At 69.1% G+C, this 18829-nt stretch carries 19 protein-coding genes; 8 read left to right on the forward strand and 11 right to left on the reverse strand.

The window, feature by feature from the left end; translation table 11 throughout:
• The first annotated feature begins 73 nt into the window (after nucleotides 1–73).
• The gene (locus AU195_RS19865) at nucleotides 74–1324 is read left to right on the forward strand and encodes a cytochrome P450 (protein ID WP_059160771.1); all 1251 of its coding nucleotides are present in this window, start codon (nucleotides 74–76) and stop codon (nucleotides 1322–1324) included.
• Nucleotides 1325–1422: 98 nt separating this feature from the next.
• Nucleotides 1423–2673: a cytochrome P450 gene (locus AU195_RS19870; RefSeq protein ID WP_059160772.1), complete on the forward strand. Its 1251-nt coding sequence runs from the start codon at nucleotides 1423–1425 to the stop codon at nucleotides 2671–2673.
• On the opposite strand, the gene AU195_RS19875 is transcribed toward AU195_RS19870, so the two are convergent.
• Nucleotides 2639–3283, reverse strand: a complete 645-nt coding sequence (locus tag AU195_RS19875; RefSeq protein ID WP_059160773.1) for a TetR/AcrR family transcriptional regulator — start codon at nucleotides 3281–3283, stop codon at nucleotides 2639–2641. The two genes, AU195_RS19870 and AU195_RS19875, sit on opposite strands and share 35 nt — an antisense overlap.
• 113 nt (nucleotides 3284–3396) lie before the next feature.
• On the opposite strand from AU195_RS19875, the gene AU195_RS19880 reads away from it, so the two are divergent.
• The gene (locus tag AU195_RS19880; protein ID WP_059160774.1) at nucleotides 3397–5004 is read left to right on the forward strand and encodes an MFS transporter; all 1608 of its coding nucleotides are present in this window, start codon (nucleotides 3397–3399) and stop codon (nucleotides 5002–5004) included.
• Between the two features lie 46 nt (nucleotides 5005–5050).
• On the opposite strand, the gene mftG is transcribed toward AU195_RS19880, so the two are convergent.
• The 7 genes from mftG to mftA all read right to left on the reverse strand — a co-directional run bounded on the left by mftG (nucleotide 5051) and on the right by mftA (nucleotide 11519).
• Nucleotides 5051–6469, reverse strand: a complete 1419-nt coding sequence (gene mftG, locus AU195_RS19885; protein WP_172800657.1) for a mycofactocin dehydrogenase MftG — start codon at nucleotides 6467–6469, stop codon at nucleotides 5051–5053.
• Between the two features lie 38 nt (nucleotides 6470–6507).
• Nucleotides 6508–7920: a mycofactocin biosynthesis glycosyltransferase MftF gene (mftF, locus tag AU195_RS19890; protein WP_059160776.1), complete on the reverse strand. Its 1413-nt coding sequence runs from the start codon at nucleotides 7918–7920 to the stop codon at nucleotides 6508–6510.
• Nucleotides 7917–8648, reverse strand: coding sequence for a mycofactocin biosynthesis peptidyl-dipeptidase MftE (mftE, locus tag AU195_RS19895; protein WP_172800643.1), 732 nt, complete (start codon nucleotides 8646–8648; stop codon nucleotides 7917–7919). The genes mftF and mftE overlap by 4 nt, the downstream gene beginning before the upstream one ends.
• Nucleotides 8649–8741: 93 nt before the next feature.
• The gene (mftD, locus tag AU195_RS19900) at nucleotides 8742–9935 is read right to left on the reverse strand and encodes a pre-mycofactocin synthase MftD (protein ID WP_059160778.1); all 1194 of its coding nucleotides are present in this window, start codon (nucleotides 9933–9935) and stop codon (nucleotides 8742–8744) included.
• 2 nt (nucleotides 9936–9937) lie between these two features.
• Nucleotides 9938–11131: a mycofactocin radical SAM maturase gene (gene mftC / locus AU195_RS19905; protein WP_059160779.1), complete on the reverse strand. Its 1194-nt coding sequence runs from the start codon at nucleotides 11129–11131 to the stop codon at nucleotides 9938–9940.
• Entirely contained in the window at nucleotides 11128–11439 is a 312-nt protein-coding gene (mftB, locus tag AU195_RS19910) for a mycofactocin biosynthesis chaperone MftB (protein ID WP_216636402.1), read from the reverse strand. Before mftB ends, mftC begins: the two co-directional genes overlap by 4 nt.
• Nucleotides 11424–11519 carry a mycofactocin precursor MftA gene (mftA, locus tag AU195_RS25345; protein WP_082703128.1) on the reverse strand — a complete coding sequence of 32 codons (96 nt, stop codon included), beginning with the start codon at nucleotides 11517–11519 and terminating at the stop codon, nucleotides 11424–11426. Before mftA ends, mftB begins: the two co-directional genes overlap by 16 nt.
• A 93-nt stretch (nucleotides 11520–11612) precedes the next feature.
• Between mftA and mftR the strand changes: the two genes are divergently transcribed.
• Genes mftR through AU195_RS19930 form a run of 3 tightly spaced genes read left to right on the forward strand, consistent with a single transcriptional unit; the run spans nucleotide 11613 to nucleotide 14026 of the window.
• Nucleotides 11613–12212: a mycofactocin system transcriptional regulator MftR gene (gene mftR / locus AU195_RS19920; protein ID WP_059160782.1), complete on the forward strand. Its 600-nt coding sequence runs from the start codon at nucleotides 11613–11615 to the stop codon at nucleotides 12210–12212.
• Nucleotides 12213–12257: 45 nt separating this feature from the next.
• The gene (locus AU195_RS19925; RefSeq protein ID WP_059160783.1) at nucleotides 12258–12776 is read left to right on the forward strand and encodes an RNA polymerase sigma factor; all 519 of its coding nucleotides are present in this window, start codon (nucleotides 12258–12260) and stop codon (nucleotides 12774–12776) included.
• Nucleotides 12773–14026, forward strand: a complete 1254-nt coding sequence (locus AU195_RS19930; protein ID WP_059160784.1) for a VOC family protein — start codon at nucleotides 12773–12775, stop codon at nucleotides 14024–14026. Before AU195_RS19925 ends, AU195_RS19930 begins: the two co-directional genes overlap by 4 nt.
• A gap of 57 nt (nucleotides 14027–14083) precedes the next feature.
• Here the strand turns inward: AU195_RS19930 and AU195_RS19935 are convergent, their stop codons facing one another.
• The gene (locus AU195_RS19935; protein WP_172800658.1) at nucleotides 14084–15289 is read right to left on the reverse strand and encodes an NAD(P)/FAD-dependent oxidoreductase; all 1206 of its coding nucleotides are present in this window, start codon (nucleotides 15287–15289) and stop codon (nucleotides 14084–14086) included.
• Between the two features lie 28 nt (nucleotides 15290–15317).
• Nucleotides 15318–15764, reverse strand: coding sequence for an Rv2324 family transcriptional regulator (locus AU195_RS19940; protein WP_059160786.1), 447 nt, complete (start codon nucleotides 15762–15764; stop codon nucleotides 15318–15320).
• A 112-nt stretch (nucleotides 15765–15876) separates the two neighbouring features.
• Between AU195_RS19940 and ddaH the strand changes: the two genes are divergently transcribed.
• Together ddaH and rocD are read left to right on the forward strand one after the other, a co-directional pair.
• A complete protein-coding gene (gene ddaH, locus AU195_RS19945) occupies nucleotides 15877–16695 on the forward strand; it encodes a dimethylargininase (protein ID WP_059160787.1) in 819 nt (272 codons plus the stop codon).
• Nucleotides 16692–17936 (forward strand): ornithine--oxo-acid transaminase, encoded by a 1245-nt coding sequence (gene rocD / locus AU195_RS19950; protein WP_059160788.1) that lies wholly within the window; start codon nucleotides 16692–16694, stop codon nucleotides 17934–17936. The genes ddaH and rocD overlap by 4 nt, the downstream gene beginning before the upstream one ends.
• A gap of 1 nt (nucleotide 17937) precedes the next feature.
• Here rocD and AU195_RS19955 read toward each other — a convergent pair whose 3' ends face one another.
• Nucleotides 17938–18792, reverse strand: a complete 855-nt coding sequence (locus AU195_RS19955; RefSeq protein ID WP_082703129.1) for a mycofactocin-coupled SDR family oxidoreductase — start codon at nucleotides 18790–18792, stop codon at nucleotides 17938–17940.
• Nucleotides 18793–18829 lie beyond the last annotated feature (37 nt).

Below are 18829 nucleotides of genomic sequence, written 5' to 3' on the forward strand. Positions count from 1 at the left end.
ACTACCGGCCGTGGCGGCGATCACATAAGCTCACTTTTGACACCCGTCAAGTCACCTTTTCGAGCGAGGAATCATGAGCAGTCTGATCGTCGACGACGCGGCGAAGGTTCTCGCCGATCCGAAGGCCTACGCCGACGAGGCGCGCCTGCACGCCGCCCTGGCCCACCTGCGCGAGCACGCGCCGGTGTCACTGGTCGACGTGCCCGACTACCGGCCCTTCTGGGCGGTCACCAAACACGCCGACATCATGGCCATCGAGCGTGACAACGAATTGTGGATCAACGCTCCACGCCCGATGCTCGTCACGGCCGCCACCGATGACCTGTCGCAGGCCAACCTCGCCTCGGGCGGCGGCATCCGCACCCTCATCCACATGGACGATCCGCTGCACCGCGACATCCGCAAGGTCGGCGCGGACTGGTTCCGGCCGAAGGCCATGCGCGCGTTGAAGACCCGCGTCGACGAGTTGGCCAAGATCTACGTCGACAAGATGGTGGAGAAGGGTCCGGAGTGCGACTTCGTCCAGGAGGTCGCGGTGAACTTCCCGCTGTACGTGATCCTCTCCCTGTTGGGCCTGCCCGAGTCCGACTTCGGCCGGATGCTCAAGCTCACCCAGGAGATGTTCGGCGGTGACGACGACGAGTTCACCCGCGGCAAGAGCCCGGAGGAACTGCACGAGGTCATCACCGACTTCTTCCGCTACTTCACCGCGCTGACCGCCGAGCGCCGGGCCCACCCGACCGACGATCTGGCCTCGGCGATCGCGAACGCCAAGATCGACGGTGAATTCCTCAACGACATCGACTGCCTGTCCTACTACGTGATCGTCGCCAGCGCCGGCCACGACACCACGAGCGCCGCCATCTCCGGCGGTCTGCTCGCGCTGATCGAGAACCAGGACCAGTTGGCCCGCCTGGCGGCCCAGCCGGAACTGATGGGCACCGCGGTCGAGGAGATGATCCGGTGGACCACCCCGGTCAAGGAGTTCATGCGCACCGCCACGGCCGACACCGAGGTGCGCGGCGTGCCGATCAAGGAGGGCGAGTCGGTGCTGCTGTCCTACGTCTCGGCGAACCGCGACGAGGACATCTTCGACGAGCCGTTCCGCTTCGACGTCGGCCGTGACCCGAACAAGCACCTGTCGTTCGGCTACGGCGTGCACTTCTGCCTGGGCGCCGCGCTGGCGCGGATGGAGATCAACAGCTTCTTCACCGAACTGGTGCCGCGGCTGGACTCCATCGAGCTGGCCGGTGACCCGGAGTTCATCGCGACGATCTTCGTCGGCGGCCTCAAACACCTGCCGATCCGGTATTCGCTGCGATGACAGGGAAGTGACACAGGTAACCCTCAGCCGCTCCTGGTGGTTCCGATCACATAAGCTTGTTTATGACAGCCGTCAAGAACAGCCGTGTGAGGAGTCCCATGAGCACACCGACGATGGACGAGGCAGCCAAGGTTCTGGCTGATCCGTCGGCGTATGCCGACGACGAGCGACTGCATGCGGCTCTGACCCACTTACGGGCCAACAATCCGGTGGCGTGGGTGGACAACCCGCCGTACCGGCCGTTCTGGGCGATCACCAAACACGCCGACATCATGGCGATCGAACGGGCCAACGACCTCTTCCTGTCGGAGCCGCGTCCGCTGCTGTCCACCGCGGAGGCCGACGACCTCGCCAAGGCGCAGCTCGAGGCCGGCATGGGCCTGCGGACGCTGATCCACATGGACGACCCCCACCACCGCAAGGTGCGGGCCATCGGCGCGGACTGGTTCCGCCCGAAAGCCATGCGCGACTTGAAGGTTCGCGTCGACGAGCTCGCCAAACGCTACGTCGACAGGATGCGCGACATCGGCCCGGAGTGCGACTTCGTCACCGAGATCGCGGTCAACTTCCCGCTGTACGTGATCATGTCGCTGCTCGGATTGCCCGAAGAGGATTTCGGCCGGATGCACGCCCTGACCCAGGAGTTGTTCGGCGGCGACGACGAAGAGTACAAACGCGGCACCACGCCGGAGGAGCAGATGGCGGTGCTGCTCGACTTCTTCGACTACTTCGCCCGACTGACGGCCTCGCGGCGGGAGCACCCGACCGGCGACCTGGCATCCGCGATCGCCAACGGCCGCATCGACGGTGAACCGCTCTCCGAGGTCGACACCGCGTCCTACTACGTGATCGTGGCCAGCGCCGGCCATGACACCACCAAGGATGCGATCTCGGGCGGCCTCCTCGCACTCATCGAGAACCCGGGCGAGATGCAGCGCCTCAAGGACGATCCCGGGCTCATGGGCACGGCGGTGGAGGAGATGATCCGCTGGTCCACCCCGGTCAAGGAGTTCATGCGCACCGCAGCCGAGGACACCGAGGTGCGGGGCGTGCCGATCGCGAAAGGCGAATCAGTCTATCTCGCTTACGTTTCCGCGAACCGGGACGAAGAGATCTTCGACGAGCCGTTCCGCTTCGATGTGAGCCGCGACCCGAACAAGCACCTCGCCTTCGGCTACGGCGTGCACTTCTGCCTGGGCGCCGCACTCGCGCGGATGGAGATGAACAGCCTGTTCACCGAACTGCTGCCGCGCCTGGACCACATCGAGCTGGCCGGCGAGCCCGAACTGTCGTCCACCGTCTTCGTCGGCGGACTCAAGCACCTGCCGATCCGGTACTCCTTGCGCTGACGGTGTGGGTGGCCAGAAAGCCGTCCACGGCCGCCTCGGCGCAGGCACGGTAGTCGAAGTCGGCCAGGGTGCTCATCCGGCCGAGGATCAGCGGACCGATGAGCAGGGCGATGGCCTGGATGCGGCCCTTCTCGTCGAGGTCGAGGTCGGTGGCCGCGGGGCCGTCGAAGATCGCGTCGAACGGTGCGGCGTAGGACTGCAGAATCCGCTCGCGCAGCGAGGCGACGGAGCTGCCCGCGTTGGGATCGCGCGCCTCGGCCCACGGCCCGAGGTCGGGCCCGGAGGCGAGCCACGTCATCGCGGCCAGGGTGGTGGGCACCTCCGAGATGGCATCGGCCCAGCCGACGACCACGGCGATCAGCTGGTCGCGTAGGCCGCCCTCGACCGGTGGCATCGGCGCCGGCTGCAACAGGCTCTGGAACGCCGCGGCCAGCAGATCGTTGGCGCCGGTGAAATGCCGGTAGAGCGTGGCCCTGGCGACGTTGGCGGTGCGGGTGACCGCATCGATCGTCACCGCGTGGGGCCCACCCGTGCGCAGCAACGTCGTCGCGGCCTCGAGCAGGCGGGCGCGCGAACGGGCGGGGCGCGGGTCACCGCTGGCTTCAGTCATCGTTTACATCATCTCCCAGGCGGGTAACAAGACTATCGGTCTTGCTACGAGACTGTTAGTCTCGTTACACGTTTTGGGGGCGCGCTCTCGAAACCTTGCTGAAGAGAGACGACATGGTCGACACCCTCCCACGCACCGGACTCGACGACACCGAGAGCGCCGCACTGTCCAACCGGAAGCGGATCTGGCTGCTCGCCGTCGCCAGCGTCGACGTGTTGATGGTGATCTCGTCGATGGTGGCGCTCAACGCCGCGCTGCCCGACATCGCGCTGCAGACCTCCGCGACGCAGTCCCAGTTGACCTGGATCGTCGACGGCTACACGCTGGCGCTGGCCTGCCTGCTGCTGCCGGCGGGCGCCATCGGCGACCGCTACGGCCGGCGGGGTGCGCTCCTGGTGGGCCTCGCGATCTTCGCCGTGGCCTCGCTGGCCCCAGTGCTGTTCGACAGCCCGATGCAGATCATCATCGCGCGGGCCGCCGCCGGCGTCGGTGCGGCGCTCATCATGCCCGCCACGCTCTCGCTGCTCACCGCCGCGTTCCCGAAGTCCGAGCGCAACAAGGCCGTCGGCATCTGGGCCGGCGTGGCGGGGTCGGGCGCGATCTTCGGCTTCCTCGGCACCGGCATTCTCCTGCACTACTTCTCGTGGCAGTCGATCTTCTACATGTTCGCCGGCGGGGCGCTGCTGATGTTCGTGGCGACCTGCACCATCGGCTCCTCCCGCGACGAGACCGCCACGCCGATCGACTGGATCGGCGCGGTGCTGGTCGGCACCGCGATCGCGGTCTTCGTGCTCGGCGTCGTCGAGGCGCCCGTGCGGGGGTGGACCGACCCGGCCGTGCTCGGCTGCCTGGGCGCCGGGGTGGTGCTGGCGGGGCTGTTCGCCGTGGTGCAGCTGCGCCGTGCGCATCCGCTACTCGATGTCCGGCTCTTCCGGCGACCGGATTTCGCCACCGGCGCCGCAGGCATCACGTTCCTGTTCATCGCGAACTTCGGGTTCTTCTACGTCGCAATGCAGTTCATGCAGCTGGTCATGGGCTACAGCGCGCTGGAGACCGCATTCGCCCTCTCGCCGTTGGCCTTCCCGGTGCTGATTCTCGGCGGCACACTGCCGCTGTATCTGCCGAAGGTGGGTCTGCGCTTCGCGGTCACGGTCGGCCTGCTCCTGCTTGCCTCGGGCCTGTTCCTCATGCGGTTCCTGGCGGCCGACGCGACCTTCCTGGACCTCATGTGGCCGATGCTGCTCGCTGCGTCGGGCATCGGACTGTGCACGGCGCCGACGACTTCGGCGATCATGAACGCCGTGCCCGACGAGAAGCAGGGCGTGGCCTCGGCGGTCAACGACGCCACCCGCGAGGTCGGCGCCGCCGTCGGCATCGCGGTGGCGGGATCGGTCCTGGCCGCCGTGTACCAGAACGCGCTGGCCCCGAAGCTCGGCGCTATGCCCGAGCGGATACGCGACGCCGCAACCGATTCGCTGGCCCATGCGCTGTCGATCTCCGAACAGATGGGTCCGCAGGGCGAGCAGTTGGCCGACTTCGCCCGAGACGCGTTCATGCAGGCCGCCGACCAAGCGTTGTTCGTGCTCTCGGCGCTACTGGTGGTCGGGGCGGTGTTCGTGGCGATCTGGTCGCCCGGCCGAGACGGACGGCAGTGGGCCGCGATCCGGCGACTGCGGAGGGTAGACCAGCACGAGTCGGCGCCCACGGAGGTTGCGCCGTAGGCTCTCACGAGGGCCGTCACCCGCCTGGCCGAGGCGCCGGCACCGCTCAGCCCGCGATGAACTCCACCGCCCGGTGACCGATCATCGCGATCGTCGCATGCGGGCCTCGGCTGGTGATGGCGGGCATCACCGAACCGTCGGCCACCCACAGCCCGTCGACGCCGCGCACCCGGCACTGCCCGTCGAGCACCGCCCGCGGGTCGTCATCGCCCCCCATCGGCGCCGTCCCGGCCAGATGCTGTGACGTCGACCAGGACGGATCGCCCGAAGACACTGTGCCGCTGATGATCTCGTGCGCCATCGCGGCTCCTGCGGCGAGGTCGGACACATCGTCGGGTTCGCTGTCGTAGCGGTGTTCGATCAGCGGAGGGACCAGCGGATCGGCAGACGCGAGCGTGAGGCGGCCCCTCGACCGCGGCCGCATCAACGCCACGCCGATGTGTGGACTGTCGGCCGGGTCGTGCCCGGGACCGTGCACCATCGCCACGAAACCCGATGTGTAGGGCCGGATCTCGAGACCCGACTCGGTGGTCAGCACCGCCTCCAGTGGCGGCAGGTCGTGCGTCGGCGTCCACCCCACCGGAATCACCCATTCCGGGTGGTCGGAGGTGGACGCACCGACGGGCAGATCCGCCCACACACCGATTCCCAACTCGCGCAACGCATCCGCAGGTCCGACACCGGACAGCATCAGCAGCTGTGCGGTGGCGATCGCTCCGGCACAGAGCACGATCCGGTCCGCCGTCAGAGTTCGGGGACCCGCGGGACCCGCGCATTCGACGGCCACCGCCCGGCCCCGCGCGATGTGGACCCGCGTGGCCCGCGTGTCGCACAGCAGGTCGAGGTTGTCACGTTCCAGCGCCGGCTGCAGGAACGCCCCGCCCGGTCCGACGCGGGTTCCGCTGTCGACGTTCAGCGGCACCGCACCGACGCCGTCGGCGGACACCCCCGCGTCGAGTCCGCTCAGATCCTCGACCCACCGGAAGCCGGCACGCCGGGTGGCCTCGACGAAAGACGCGGTGCATCCGTCGAAGTCGCGTACCCGGCTGATCCGGATGGGTCCGTTCCGGCCGTGCAACGGCCCACCGAAGTCGAGGTCGGTCTCGATCGCCCGGAAATGCGGTAGCACATCGCGCCACGCCCAGCCGGGGATTCCCCACCCGTCGAAATCGGCGGGCAGCCCGCGGCAGAAGTATCCGCCGTTGACCGCGCCCGACCCGCCGACGACCGCACCCCGGGTGATCTGCGTGCGACGGACGGGTTCGTCGGTGAGGGTGGTCTGGTAGTGCCGGACCACCGAACTGGCGGTGCCGATCGGCAGCCGCAGCCCGTCGCTGATCTGCTGCGCCACCCGCGGGTCGGACGGTGCCGGTCCGGCCTCGACCACGGTGACGTGGCACTGCGGATCGGCGGAAAGCCCCTCGGCCAGCACTGATCCGGCACTTCCGGCGCCGACGATGAGCACGTCACGAGCGCGAGCGGTGGCTGTGGGCAAGGCAGCCTTTATGTTCGGATCTGCGGTTTGAGCGCACCGAGGTGCCGTTCGCGCACCACCCCGGTCCACAGCCCGAGTCCGTAGGCGATGTCGTCGAGCCGGCGCAGCAGCACATAGGTCAGCAACCCGACCTGTTGGGTGTCGTCGTCGGTGGTGCGGCGCCGGGCGGCCCAGTCGACGACGCCGTCGACCACCGCGGCGATCAGCACCGCCTGCCGGCAGCGACGCGACACCAGCGCCGCCAGCAGAGCGATCGGCCAGTAGTGCCGGCAGATCGCCGACGCCAGTTGCAGCGCCGCCGACCACAGTCCGTGCACGGCGATCGCGGCCACCTGCCGGGGCCCGGTCTCCACCGAACGCAACGAATTGGCCACCCGCCGCGCGGTCCAACCGGCGACGAGCACCGACGCGAGGTAACCGATACAGCTGCCCATCGCCATCAGCACCCAGGTCACCAACGTCCATCCCGAGATCACCAGGGGCGCGGTCTTGCCCGGATGCCGCACCGACAGCGGCGCCGCGGACTTGCCGTAGAAGGCCTTGCGCAGGAACCACTCCCCCAGGTCGGTCCGGTGGTCGTGGGCGACCAGGGCGATCGGTTCGTAGCGCAACCGGGCTCCGGCCTCCACGAGCCGCCAGCACAGGTCGACGTCCTCACCCGAGTGCAGCGTCTCGTCGAAGCCGCCGACCTCCTCGAGCGTGCGCCGCCGGCAGATGATCGCGGCGCTCGGCACGTAGGACACCGGACCGTAGGGCACCACGGGCGCTTCCCGGTGCCCCAGATCGAGCGAGGAGCGCACCGCCTCGTACCGCGCCACCGGGTTGTCGGCGGTGCCCAGCCCCACGATGCGCGGCGCCACCAACGCCACCGCCGGGTCGCAGAAGTGTCCCAGCAAAGCTTCGAGCCAGCCTCGTCGGGGGAGGACGTCGGAGTCGAGGAAGGCGACGAAGTCCGTCGAGCACGCCGCGGCGCCGGTGTTGCGGGCAGCCGCGGGCCCTCGGCTGCGGTCGTGCCGGATCAGCTGCACATCGCAGTGCACACCGGCCATGTCGCTGGGCTCGACCGGTGTCGCGGACCCGTCGTCGACGACGATGACCCGCAGACCGCGCAACGAACCGACGAGGCGCTGTAGTCCGAAGAGGTTGTCGCGCACCGGGATGACGATGGTCACGTCACGGTGCGAGGGGCCGCTCGCGGGGCGTGGGTGGGCGACGGTGGCGTCGAGCAGGGTGCGGGCCAGCTGGGCGCTCGTCGCGTCGTGCACCTCGAGGCGGCCGCCGCTGAGCATGGTCTGGGCGGCCGGGGCCAGCCGCAGCAACCGGGTGGGCGACCCGCCGAGCAGCGCCGCACCCTCACCGAGCACCTTGACCCGCCGGTCGACCTGTACGGCAAACCCGTCGGGCAGCCGGGGCCCGGTCACCGCAGCATCCCGTTGCGGTCCGGGGCCCAGCGCGTGATCCGGTCGGTGCAGTGCCGCACCATCTCGTCGAACAGTCGTCCGCCGTCGGTGTCGGTGGCCGTCGTGGGGTCACCGAGCACGCCGACCTCGCTGACCGCCGCGACACCGCCCTGGCGCAGCTGCGGCATCAGGTCGCGCAGCGGTGCCGTGTTGCCGCGCTCCCAGTGGTCGGTGTGCACGTCGCCGGGCGAGATGTGCAGCATTACGGACGTTTCGGTGTGGCCGGCGTGTGCGTCGGCATTCTCGGCGATGCACGGGCACCAGGCGACGTCGCGGTCCTCGTAGCGCAGCAGCGCGGTCGCGCCGGCGAGCGCCTCGGTGTTGCCGCCGTGGCCGTTGAGGAACACCACCCGCGACGCCCAGTTGGTGGCCGACCTGCCGAATTCGACCAGCAGTAGCCGCAGTGCGGCGGTGCCGATCGAGATGGTGCCGGGGAAACTCTCGTGTTCACCGCTGGCGCCGTAGCCGATGGCGGGCGCCAGCGACCAGGACGGCGGCAGCGTGCCCGCGACCGCGCGGGCCACCGCGGCGGCGATGCGGGTGTCGGTGTCCAGCGGAAGGTGAGGTCCATGCTGCTCGGTGGAACCTAGGGGAACCATCAACGCCGTCGACGTGGTGCGCAGCTGCCTCGACGTCGAGTTCCCCAGCTCGCGGGGAAAAGCCACCCCGCGATGGTAAGCCGAATTCACCTGGCGTGCGCCGGTTGTTGGTGTACGGGATTGAAAAGATTCCACCCCGGCAGCACCGTCTGCCCCCTGTGTCACAACAAGTGGCTCAGCCGATCAGTTGTCGTTCCCGGCAGGCAGGCCGAGCGCACGGGTGAACCCGTTGGGCACGAGGATGTCGTCCGGCCCCAGATCGTGAATCGAGGCACGTCCGAGCCCCATCAGCGCAGAGTCGATGCCGCCGCGGAGGATGTCCAGGACGTTCTCGACGCCGGCCTGTCCGTTGGCGGCGAGTCCCCACAGGTAGGCCCGGCCGATCATCACGGCGCGGGCGCCGAGCGCCAGGGCCTTGACGACGTCGCCGCCGCGACGGATACCGCCGTCGAGCAGGACCTCGACCTGGTCACCGACGGCGTCGGCGACGGCGGGCAGGCAACGGATGGCGGCCGGCGTGCCGTCGAGGTTGTTGCCGCCGTGATTGGACACCGAGATGGCTGAAACACCCGCGTCAACAGCGCGTTTGGCGTCGTCCACCCGCACGATTCCCTTGAGCATGAACGGACCGTCCCACCGCTCGCGCAACCAGGCGATGTCCTCCCAGGTGGGCGGCGGCGTACCCATCCACTCGCCGTAGGCCTGGAAGAACGGCGGTCCGGGCTCACCGCGGCGGCCCTGGTTGGGGACCCGCAGGTCGGGCGCGCTCAGCGTCTTGCCGAAGTCCCACAGCCAGCGCGGCTTGGTGAGCACCTCGGGCGACATCCTCAACATCGTCTTGAGGTTCATCTGCTCGGGGATCTTCGGGCTGCCCCAGTCGCGGCCGTGGGAGAAACTCCAGTCGGTCGTGGCGATCAGCCCGACCGCGCCGGCCTCCTTGGCTCGCTGCGCCCGCTCCAGGATCGCCTCCCGGCCGCCCAGCCAGTAGATCTGGAAGAACAGCTTGGGGTTGGCGGCGATGACCTCTTCGATCGGCTTGCTGGCGAACGAGGACAACCCCATCGCGGTGCCGCGAGCGGCCGCCGCGCGGGCCACCGCCACCTCGCCGTCGGGGTCGACGGCCTGCACGCCGGTCGGAGAGATCATGACCGGCATCGAGATCTCTTGCCCCATCACCGTTGTCGACAGGTCACGCTTCTCGGCGACACCGAGGACGTGCGGGGCGAAGCCGAGCTCGGAGAAGGACTCCACGTTGTCGGAGACCGTCACGCCCTTCTCGCTGGCGGAGATCAGCGAGGAGTAGACGGACTTGGGCAGCCGCTTCTTCGCCCTCTGCTGGGCGATGGCGACCGTCTCGAACCAGGTATCGCGCGCCATGACTACACCGGGCTTTCGTCACACAGCCGAGCGGGCGGCTTGGTCAGCAGTTTCAGCGGGATCGGGCCTTTCTGCTTGGTCCCGCGCGAGTGGTCGCCGCTGGGCTTGGGCTTGACCCGGTCGAGTTCGAGCGCCGGCGCACCGTAACCCTGCACGCACTCCGGGTCGGGACCGTCGAGCGGCAGACCGGTGAAGAACTTCGCCGCCATGCACCCGCCGCGGCAGGCGTCGTAGTGCCCGCAGCCGCTGCAGGCACCCGCCGACTGCGGTTCACGCAGTTCGCGAAACAGTTCGGAGTTCTGCCAGACGTTCTTGAACCCGTTGTCCGACAAGATGTTTCCGGCCAGGAACTTGTCGTGGATGGCGAACGGGCAGGCGTACACGTCGCCCACCGGGTCGATCAGGCAGACCACGCGTCCGGCGCCGCAGAGGTTCAGCCCGGCCAGCGCACCCGGCTCACCCAGCCCGGAGAGGTGGAAGAACGAATCGCCGGTGAGCACCCGCTCACCCTTGGCCACCAGCCAGTTGTAGAGCTGCACCTGCTGTTCGGCGGTGGGGTGCAGATCGTCCCACACGTCGGCGCCACGGCCGGAGGGACGCAACCTGGTGATGCGCAGCGTGGCGCCGTACCGGCTCGCCAGCGCCGCGAAGTCGTCGAGCTGGCCGACGTTGTGCCGGGTGACCACGACGGAGATCTTGGCGTCCTTGAACCCCGCGGCGGCGAGGTTCTCCAGGGCGCGCTCGGCCATCGCGAAGGAGCCGGGGCCGCGGACCGCGTCGTTGATCTCCGCGGTCGCGCCGTCGAGGGAGATCTGGACGTCGACGTAGTCGCTGGCGGCCAGCTTGGCGGCGACCTCCGGGGTGATGCGCACACCGTTGGTGGAGAACTTCACCCCGACGTGGTGGGCGGTCGCATAGTCGACCAGCTCCCAGAAGTCCGGCCGCACGGTGGGTTCCCCGCCACCGATGTTGACGTAGAACACCTGCATACGTTCGAGCTCGTCGATGATGTCCTTGCACTGCTGCGTGGACAGCTCGCGCGGATCGCGTTTGCCCGACGAGGACAGGCAGTGCACGCAGGCCAGGTTGCAGGCGTAGGTGAGTTCCCACGTGAGACAGATCGGCGCGTCGAGGCCGTGCTCGAACTGCTCGACCAGGCGCGGCACGGGCGCTGCGCCCGGAACGACGGAAGTCATGATGCGGGTTTCTCCTCGCAGACGAGCATCTTGGATTGGACGAGCACGCCGAGGGCGTGCAGGTACGGCGCCTGTTGCGCGTCGTCGACACCCGCTGCGCGGCAAGCGGAACGGGCGTCGCGGTGATCGGCCAGGGAGTTCACCACGTCGACGATCGTGCGGTTCTTCAGGAACGACAGCTTGCGGGTCCCGAAGTGGTACAGCAGCGCCCCGAACGGTTCGGGTCGCACCGCCACCTGATGGTGCAGCCGCCACCGCAGATCGGGGTCGAACGCAACAGGCGCCGTCACGGTCAGTAGACCCCGCACATCCCGTCGATCGAGACCTCTTCGACCAGCGTCTCGGTGACCAGTTCGGTGTCGGCTTCAACGTGCTGATTGGGCTCCATGAGCACTGCCTTTCGTCGCGTAGGGTCACTGAGATGTGACCTAGGTCGCCTAGGATATGGCATCGAGTGCCAGAACGGAAGGGGTGGATTGTCATGCGGCAGGACTCCGCCCCTCGCGTGGGCCGGCGTCGCTCCACCACCCAGGACCACATCGCCGACGTCGCGCTCGAACTGTTCGCCGCGCGTGGGTTCGACGAGGTCAGCGTCGAGGACGTGGCCGCCGCCGCGGGGATTGCCCGGCGCACGCTGTTCCGCTACTACTCGTCCAAGAACGCGATCCCCTGGGGCGACTTCGACGCGCACCTCGAGCACATGCAGCACCTGTTCGACGATCTCGACCCCGCCGTCCCCGTCGACGAAGCGCTGCGGGCCGCGCTGCTGGCGTTCAACAGGTTCGACGCCGCGGAGACCGCCAGGCACCGCCAGCGGATGCGCGTCATTCTGCAAACCGATGCGCTGCAAGCGTATTCGATGACCATGTACGCCGGCTGGCGGGCCGTGATCGCCCGCTTCGTGGCCGGCCGGATCGGGGGCAAGGCCCAGGATCTCGTGCCGCAGACGGTGGCGTGGACGATGCTCGGGGTGGCGCTGTCGGCCTACGAGCAGTGGCTGGCCGACGAGGCGGTGTCGCTGGCGCAGGCGCTCGGCGACGCGTTCGACACCGTACGCGACGGACTGCGCGCGCTGCATTGACCCGAAGGGCGTCGGAGTTCGGCGCGCAACGGCGACGATGAGGGTGTGAGCGGCGAACCTGACGGTGCGGACGCTCCGCGGGCCCTGCTGGCGCTCTATGACGACGCCCTGCCAACGGTGTACGGCTACTTCGTCAGGCGTTGTCCGGACCGCGGAACCGCCGAGGACCTGACGTCGGAGACCTTCCTGGCGGCGATGGACGCTGCCCGGCGGGGCACCTCCGCGCCGATCAGCGTGCCGTGGCTGATCGGGGTGGCGCGGCACAAGCTGGCCGACCACTACCGGCGCAGGCACGATCGGCACGCCGTTCCGGTCGCCGATGTGCCCGAACCCGGTGAGCCCGTCGACGGCTGGGACGCCGAACTGGACCGGATCATCGCCGAGAGCGTGCTGGCGCGACTGCCCGAACACCATCGGATGGTGCTCGCGCTGCGCTACCTCGACGGCTGCTCGGTCCCCGAATGCGCCGAGTTGATCGGCCGGACGGTGCACGCCACCGAGGCGCTGCTGGTGCGGGCCCGCCGTGCATTCCGCTCGCACTACCCGGAAGGAGGCACGCCGTGAACGACCACACGGACCCGCTGTGGGTTCTGCACGGTGACGAGCTTCCGGTCCAGCCCGACCCGGCGTTCGCGGCGCGGCTGCGCGCCCGCCTGGAGTCGGCGCTCAGATTGCCCGATCACACCGAAGGAGTCGAGATGAGTGGAACCGATACCGCGCTGGCCGCCGTCACCCGCCCGGCCGCGCTGCCCTACCTGGCCGTGGCAGATGCCCGGGCGGCCATCGACTGGTACGCCGAGGCGTTCGGCGCGACGCTGGCCGGTGAACCGATCGTGATGGACGACGGCCGCATCGGCCACGCGGAACTCACGCTGTCCGGTGGCATGCTCTACCTGGCCGACGAGTTTCCCGAACTCGGCGTGAAAGCGCCTGCGGCCGAGCATGTCTCGGTGAGCCTGATGCTGCAGGTGACCGACACCGACGCGGCGTTGCGCCGGGCCCACGAGCGGGGCGCGCGTGTGCAGCGGGAACCGTACGAGGCGCACGGGTCCCGCACCGCGGTGATCGTCGACCCGTTCGGACACCGCTGGATGCTGTCCGGGCCGGCCACCGGGGCGGGCTCGCCGATCCGGCACGGCGACGTCGGGTACGTGTCGCTGTGGACGCGCGACGCCGAACGGGCCGCCGCGTTCTACGGCCACGTGCTGGGGTGGATCTACGATCCGGCCAGCCGCCAGGTCACCAACACCGACCTGCCCACCGGGATCTTCGCCGGCGACGGACCCGCCACGCTGTTCTGCTGCTATGCGGTCGACGATCTCGACGGCGCACGGCAGGCGATCGTCGCCGCAGGCGGAACACCCGGCGCGACAACCGAACACGACTTCGGCACCACACTCGACGCCACCGATCCGCTCGGCCGCGCGTTCGCGGTGTTCACGCCGTCACGGCCGACACCGCGGCCCGCGCTCAACGGCACCGGTCCCGGCGAACTGTCCTACCTCACCCACGAGGTGCCCGACTCCGCGCTGTTCCGGGAGTTCTACGGCCGGGTGCTGTCGTGGACCTTCGAATCGGGCCGGGTCGACGACGGCTGGCAGGTCGAGAACGCCCAGCCGATGACGGGGATCGCGGGCGGCAGCGCGCGTGCGTCGACCGTGCCGATGTGGACGGTCGCCGACATCGACGACGCGGTGCGCCGGGTCAGGGAGGCGGGCGGTTCGGTGCTGCAGGAACCCAACCGCCAGCCCTACGGCGTGATGGCCGAATGCGTCGACGATCAGGGCGCCCGGTTCTACCTCGGCGAGTTCTGACGCGATTTCGGCGCGCTTACGTACGCTCAGCGCACGTGAGCGCGCCGAAGTCGCCGGCTAGCCGAGAACGTCGGCGATCGGCGCGCCCTTGGCGATCTTGTTGCGGGTCTTCATCACCTTGCCGGGCATCCCGCCGCCGACCACGCCGGCCACCACGCCGTCGCGTTCGTAGTACGCCAGGAACTTGCGGCCGTCGTCTTCGACGATGTGCACGGTGTCGTCGGCCTCCGGCTCGCCGAGGCACTGGATCTTCACGTCGTACTGGTCACTCCAGAAGTACGGCACCGAGACCACGCCCGGGACGTCCTGGCCGAGCATCGCGGGCACCATTACCCGCGCCTGGTCGGCGACGTTGCTCCAATGTTCCACGCGCACTTGGTTGCCGACGGTGTCGAGCCACGACGCGACGTCGCCGATCGCCCACACGTGCGGTGCGCTGGAGCGGCCCTCGGCGTCGCACACCACGCCGTTGTCCAGCGTGATGCCGCTGCCGTCGAGCCAGTCGGTGGCCGGGCGTGAACCGATGCCGACCACGACGAGGTCGGCCTCGACCTCGGTGCCGTCGGACAAGACGACCGACTGCACCCGGTCCTGCCCCTTGACCTCGGCCACACCGACACCGCAGCGCACGTCGACACCTTCGGCGCGGTGCAACCGGGCGACCAGTTCGCCGATCTGCTGACCGAGCACCGATGCCAGCGGCGCGGGCTGCGGTTCGACCAGAACCACCTCGACGTCGAGTTTGCGCAGGCTCGCGGCGACCTCGCAGCCGATGAACCCGGCGCCGATCACCACCGCGCGCCGCGCCGAACCGGCCTCCTCGCGCAGCTTGAGGCTCTCGTCGAAGTTGCGCAGGACGTGGATGCCGGTGAGGTCGGGGAACGTCGGGATCCGCTTGGGCACCAGCCCCGTCGCGATCACCAGCTCCTCGTAGCCGATCTCGCGCCCGTCGGTCAGCGTGATCGTCTTGCCGACGGTGTCCAGGGTGGCCGCACCGGCGCCGAGCAGCACCGTGATGTCGTTCTCCTGGTAGAACTCGGCGGGCTTGAGCGTGACGTCGTCGGTCTCGCTGCGCAGCACTTCCTTGGACAGCGGCGGCCGGTCGTACGGCAGATGGTCCTCGTCGCTGACGATGGTGACCGGGCCGGGATACTCCGAACGCCGCAGCTGCTCGGCGGTGCGGGCCGCTGCGAGACCGCCGCCGACGATGACGATGCCACCTGAAGTACTCACGTGGTGGTTGTACACGATGGGTCGCCGGATCGGTACGCCACCCTGTGATTCGGGTAACTCAGGGCAGCGCGCGCTCGATCAGGTTCGACAGCACCACGATGCTCTCGCTGCGCTCGATGTCCGCGCTGGAACGGATGCGTTCCAGCGCCTCCTCGAGGTGACGCATATCGCGGGCCAGCACATGGAGGACGGCGTCGGCGGTGCCGGTGACCGTCGCCGCGCTGACCACCTCGGGGATGTCCACCCAGGCCGCCCGAAGCCGTTCCGGCGCAATGGTTCCGTGGCAGAACACCAGTACGTACGCCTCGGTGTACCAGCCCAGCGCGTTACGGTCGACGACGGTGGTGAAGCCGCGAATCACGCCGTCGTCGAGCATCCGGTCCACTCGGCGCTTGACCGCGGGCGCCGACAGGTTGACCCGCTGACCGATCTCGGCGAACGTGGCGCGCGCATGCTCGTTGAGTTCGGCCAGAATGCGTTCGTCGGTGTCGTCCAACCGGTCCATGACCCTCCCACGCAACAGATCACCACTGAGACGCTCTCAGCACAACAGATCGCGCCTGCAGACGCAATGTTCGGCGATTGTTTGCACGTAGGCGCCCACATATCGTCGATCCATGCCGTTCCCGGTCACCCGCACGTCGCGGATCCGCCATTACGCGATGACCCCGCCCACCTTCTTCGCCGTCGAGTACGCGATCAACCCGTGGATGGATCCCACCACGACGGTCGACACCCACCGCGCCCTGGACCAGTGGGACAGCTTGCGCCGCACGTACAAGGAACTCGGCCACACCGTGGAACTGCTCGAACCCGTCGCCGGCCTACCCGACATGGTCTATGCCGCCAACGGCGGAGTGCTGGTCGACGGACACGCGGTTCTCGCCCGGTTCGCCCATCCGCAGCGTGCCCCCGAAGCGCACGCCTACGCGGAATGGATGACCCGCCACGGATACGTCCCGGTGCGCACCGAGCACGTCAACGAGGGCCAGGGCGATCTGCTCGTGGCGGGGCGGATCCTGTTGGCCGGATACGGCTTTCGCACCGATATCCGGGCGCATCACGAGATCGGGGCGGCGGTCGGCCTGCCCGTCGTCAGCCTCGAACTGGTCGACCCGCGGTTCTACCACCTCGACACCGCGCTGGCCGTGCTCGACGACACCACGGTCGCGTTCTACCCGCCGGCCTTCGACGGCGCATTGGTCGCCCACCTGCGGGCGCTGTTTCCCGACGCGATCGAGGTCGGCGCCACCGACGCGCACGTCCTCGGCCTCAACGCGGTCTCCGACGGGCGCAACGTCGTCCTCCCGGCGGCGGCGACGGGCTTCGCCGGGCAACTGCGGGCGGCGGGCTTCGACCCGGTCGGCGTCGACCTGTCCGAGCTGCTCAAGGGCGGCGGCTCCGTCAAATGCTGCACGCTGGAGGTGCATCCATGACCGTCACCGATCACACCACGGCCACCGATCACGCGACGGCTACCGACGCGCTGATCGCCGCCGAGCGCCGCCACGTCGCGCACAACTACTCCCCGCTGCCGGTGGTGGCCGCCACGGCGGAGGGCGCGTGGATCACCGACGTGGAGGGACGGCGCTACCTCGACTGCCTGGCCGCGTACTCCGCGGTGAACTTCGGCCACCGCCACCCCCGGATCGTCGCGGCCGCCCACGCCCAACTCGACGCCGTCACGCTGGTCAGCCGCGCGTTCCACTCCGACCGGCTGGCCCCGTTCTGCCAGGCGCTGGCCGGGCTGTGCGGCAAGGACATGGTGCTGCCGATGAACAGCGGCGCCGAGGCCGTCGAGAGCGGGATCAAGGTGGCCCGCAAATGGGGCACCGACGTCAAGGGCGTACCCGCCGGCCTGGGCACCATCGTGGTGGCGCGCAACAACTTCCACGGCCGCACCACCACGATCATCAGCTTCTCCGACGACGAGTCCGCGCGGCGCGGCTTCGGCCCGTACACGCCGGGTTTTCGCGCGGTGCCGTTCGGTGACGCCGACGCACTGGCCGCCGCCGTCGACGACCACACCGTCGCGGTGCTGCTGGAACCGATCCAGGGTGAGGCCGGGATCGTCGTCCCGCCCGACGACTACCTGCCGCGGGTGCGCCGTGTCTGCACAGAACGGGGCGTGTTGCTGATCGCCGACGAGATCCAATCGGGTCTGGCGCGCACCGGGCGCACGTTCGCCTGCGACCACCGGGGCGTGGTCCCCGATCTGTACCTGCTCGGCAAGGCGCTGGGCGGTGGCGTCCTGCCCCTGTCGGCCGTGGTGGGCGACCGTGACGTGCTGGGCGTGCTGCATCCCGGTGAGCACGGCTCGACGTTCGGCGGCAACCCGTTGGCGGCGGCGGTCGGCTCAGCGGTCATCGACCTGCTGAACACCGGTGAATTCCAGAGGCGCGCGGCAGAACTCGGCGAGCATCTGCACGCGCGACTGCGCGGCCTCGTCGGCCACGGTGTCGTGGCGGTGCGCGGTAAAGGACTGTGGGCCGGTGTCGACGTCGACCCCGCACTGGGCACCGGCAAGCAGATCAGCCTGGCCCTGGCCGAACGCGGCGTGCTGGTCAAGGACACCCACGGTTCGACGCTGAGGTTCGCCCCGCCGTTGGTCATCACCGCCGACGAAATCGACTGGGCTGTCGACAGATTCGCGGAGTTGCTGGCCGACCGGGCTTAGCTCAGTACTTCATCACGCCGCGGTCGACGGCGATCTGGCTACCGGACAACGTGGCCGATCCGTCACCGGCCAGCCAGGCCACCACGTCGGCGACCTCTTCTGCCGTCATGAACTCCTGCAGGCCCTTCTTGCCGTCGGAGTCCACGCGATGCAGCGGCATCGGCGCGAAGCTGTGCAGGTAGCTGGGATGCTTGGCGAAGATCTCCATCATCGCGTCGCGCTCGATCATCGGGGTGTCGATGGAGTACGGGTGGATGGAGTTGACCCGGATGCCGTACTCCCCCGCCTCGAGCGCCAAGCCGTTCGTCAACGCGGTCAGGCCGTGCTTGGACGCCGCGTAGTGGCCGTTGCCCGGGGTCGCCTTGAGGCCCGCCGAGGAACTCACGATGATGATCGACCCGCCGTTGCCCGCCTCGATCATCGCGGGCACCACGGCGCGGATGGTCTTCCACGTGCCGTTGAGGTTGACCTCGATGACGGCGTCCCACTGGTCCTCGGACATCTCCCACAGCCGGCCCCAGCTCAGCACGCCGGCGTTGGCCACCAGGATGTCGAGCCGGCCGAACTGTTCGACGCCGTCGGCGACCACCTGCTCGAGCGCGGCGAGGTCACGGACGTCGACCTCACGGGCGAGCACCTTGCGTCCCGTCGCCTCGACCGCGCGCACCGTCTCGGCGAGGTCTTCGGCCGTGGCCGCGGGATAGGTGATGGTCTCGTGCACCGGAGCGCAGATGTCGATCGCGATGATGTCGGCGCCCTCGGCGGCGAGGCGGACGGCATGCGCGCGGCCCTGGCCACGGGCGGCCCCCGTGATCATCGCGACTCGACCGGCCAGCGGGCCCTCAACTGCGCTCACCGACGCTCCTTTCGATCAGACTGCCGACAGGCTAACA

Source organism: Mycobacterium sp. IS-1496, from assembly GCF_001499995.1.
Lineage (GTDB): Bacteria > Actinomycetota > Actinomycetes > Mycobacteriales > Mycobacteriaceae > Mycobacterium.

Excerpts from the sequence above, each read along its gene's own strand:
- mftR (WP_059160782.1), top strand. The coding sequence starts at position 11,613 with ATGCGGCAGGACTCCGCCCCTCGCGTGGGCCGGCGTCGCTCCACCACC.
- AU195_RS19880 (WP_059160774.1), top strand. The coding sequence starts at position 3,397 with ATGGTCGACACCCTCCCACGCACCGGACTCGACGACACCGAGAGCGCC.
- mftC (WP_059160779.1), bottom strand. The coding sequence starts at position 11,131 with ATGACTTCCGTCGTTCCGGGCGCAGCGCCCGTGCCGCGCCTGGTCGAG.
- mftA (WP_082703128.1), bottom strand. The coding sequence starts at position 11,519 with ATGGAGCCCAATCAGCACGTTGAAGCCGACACCGAACTGGTCACCGAG.
- AU195_RS19865 (WP_059160771.1), top strand. The coding sequence starts at position 74 with ATGAGCAGTCTGATCGTCGACGACGCGGCGAAGGTTCTCGCCGATCCG.
- AU195_RS19875 (WP_059160773.1), bottom strand. The coding sequence starts at position 3,283 with ATGACTGAAGCCAGCGGTGACCCGCGCCCCGCCCGTTCGCGCGCCCGC.
- mftD (WP_059160778.1), bottom strand. The coding sequence starts at position 9,935 with ATGGCGCGCGATACCTGGTTCGAGACGGTCGCCATCGCCCAGCAGAGG.
- AU195_RS19870 (WP_059160772.1), top strand. The coding sequence starts at position 1,423 with ATGAGCACACCGACGATGGACGAGGCAGCCAAGGTTCTGGCTGATCCG.
- AU195_RS19940 (WP_059160786.1), bottom strand. The coding sequence starts at position 15,764 with ATGGACCGGTTGGACGACACCGACGAACGCATTCTGGCCGAACTCAAC.
- ddaH (WP_059160787.1), top strand. The coding sequence starts at position 15,877 with ATGCCGTTCCCGGTCACCCGCACGTCGCGGATCCGCCATTACGCGATG.
- rocD (WP_059160788.1), top strand. The coding sequence starts at position 16,692 with ATGACCGTCACCGATCACACCACGGCCACCGATCACGCGACGGCTACC.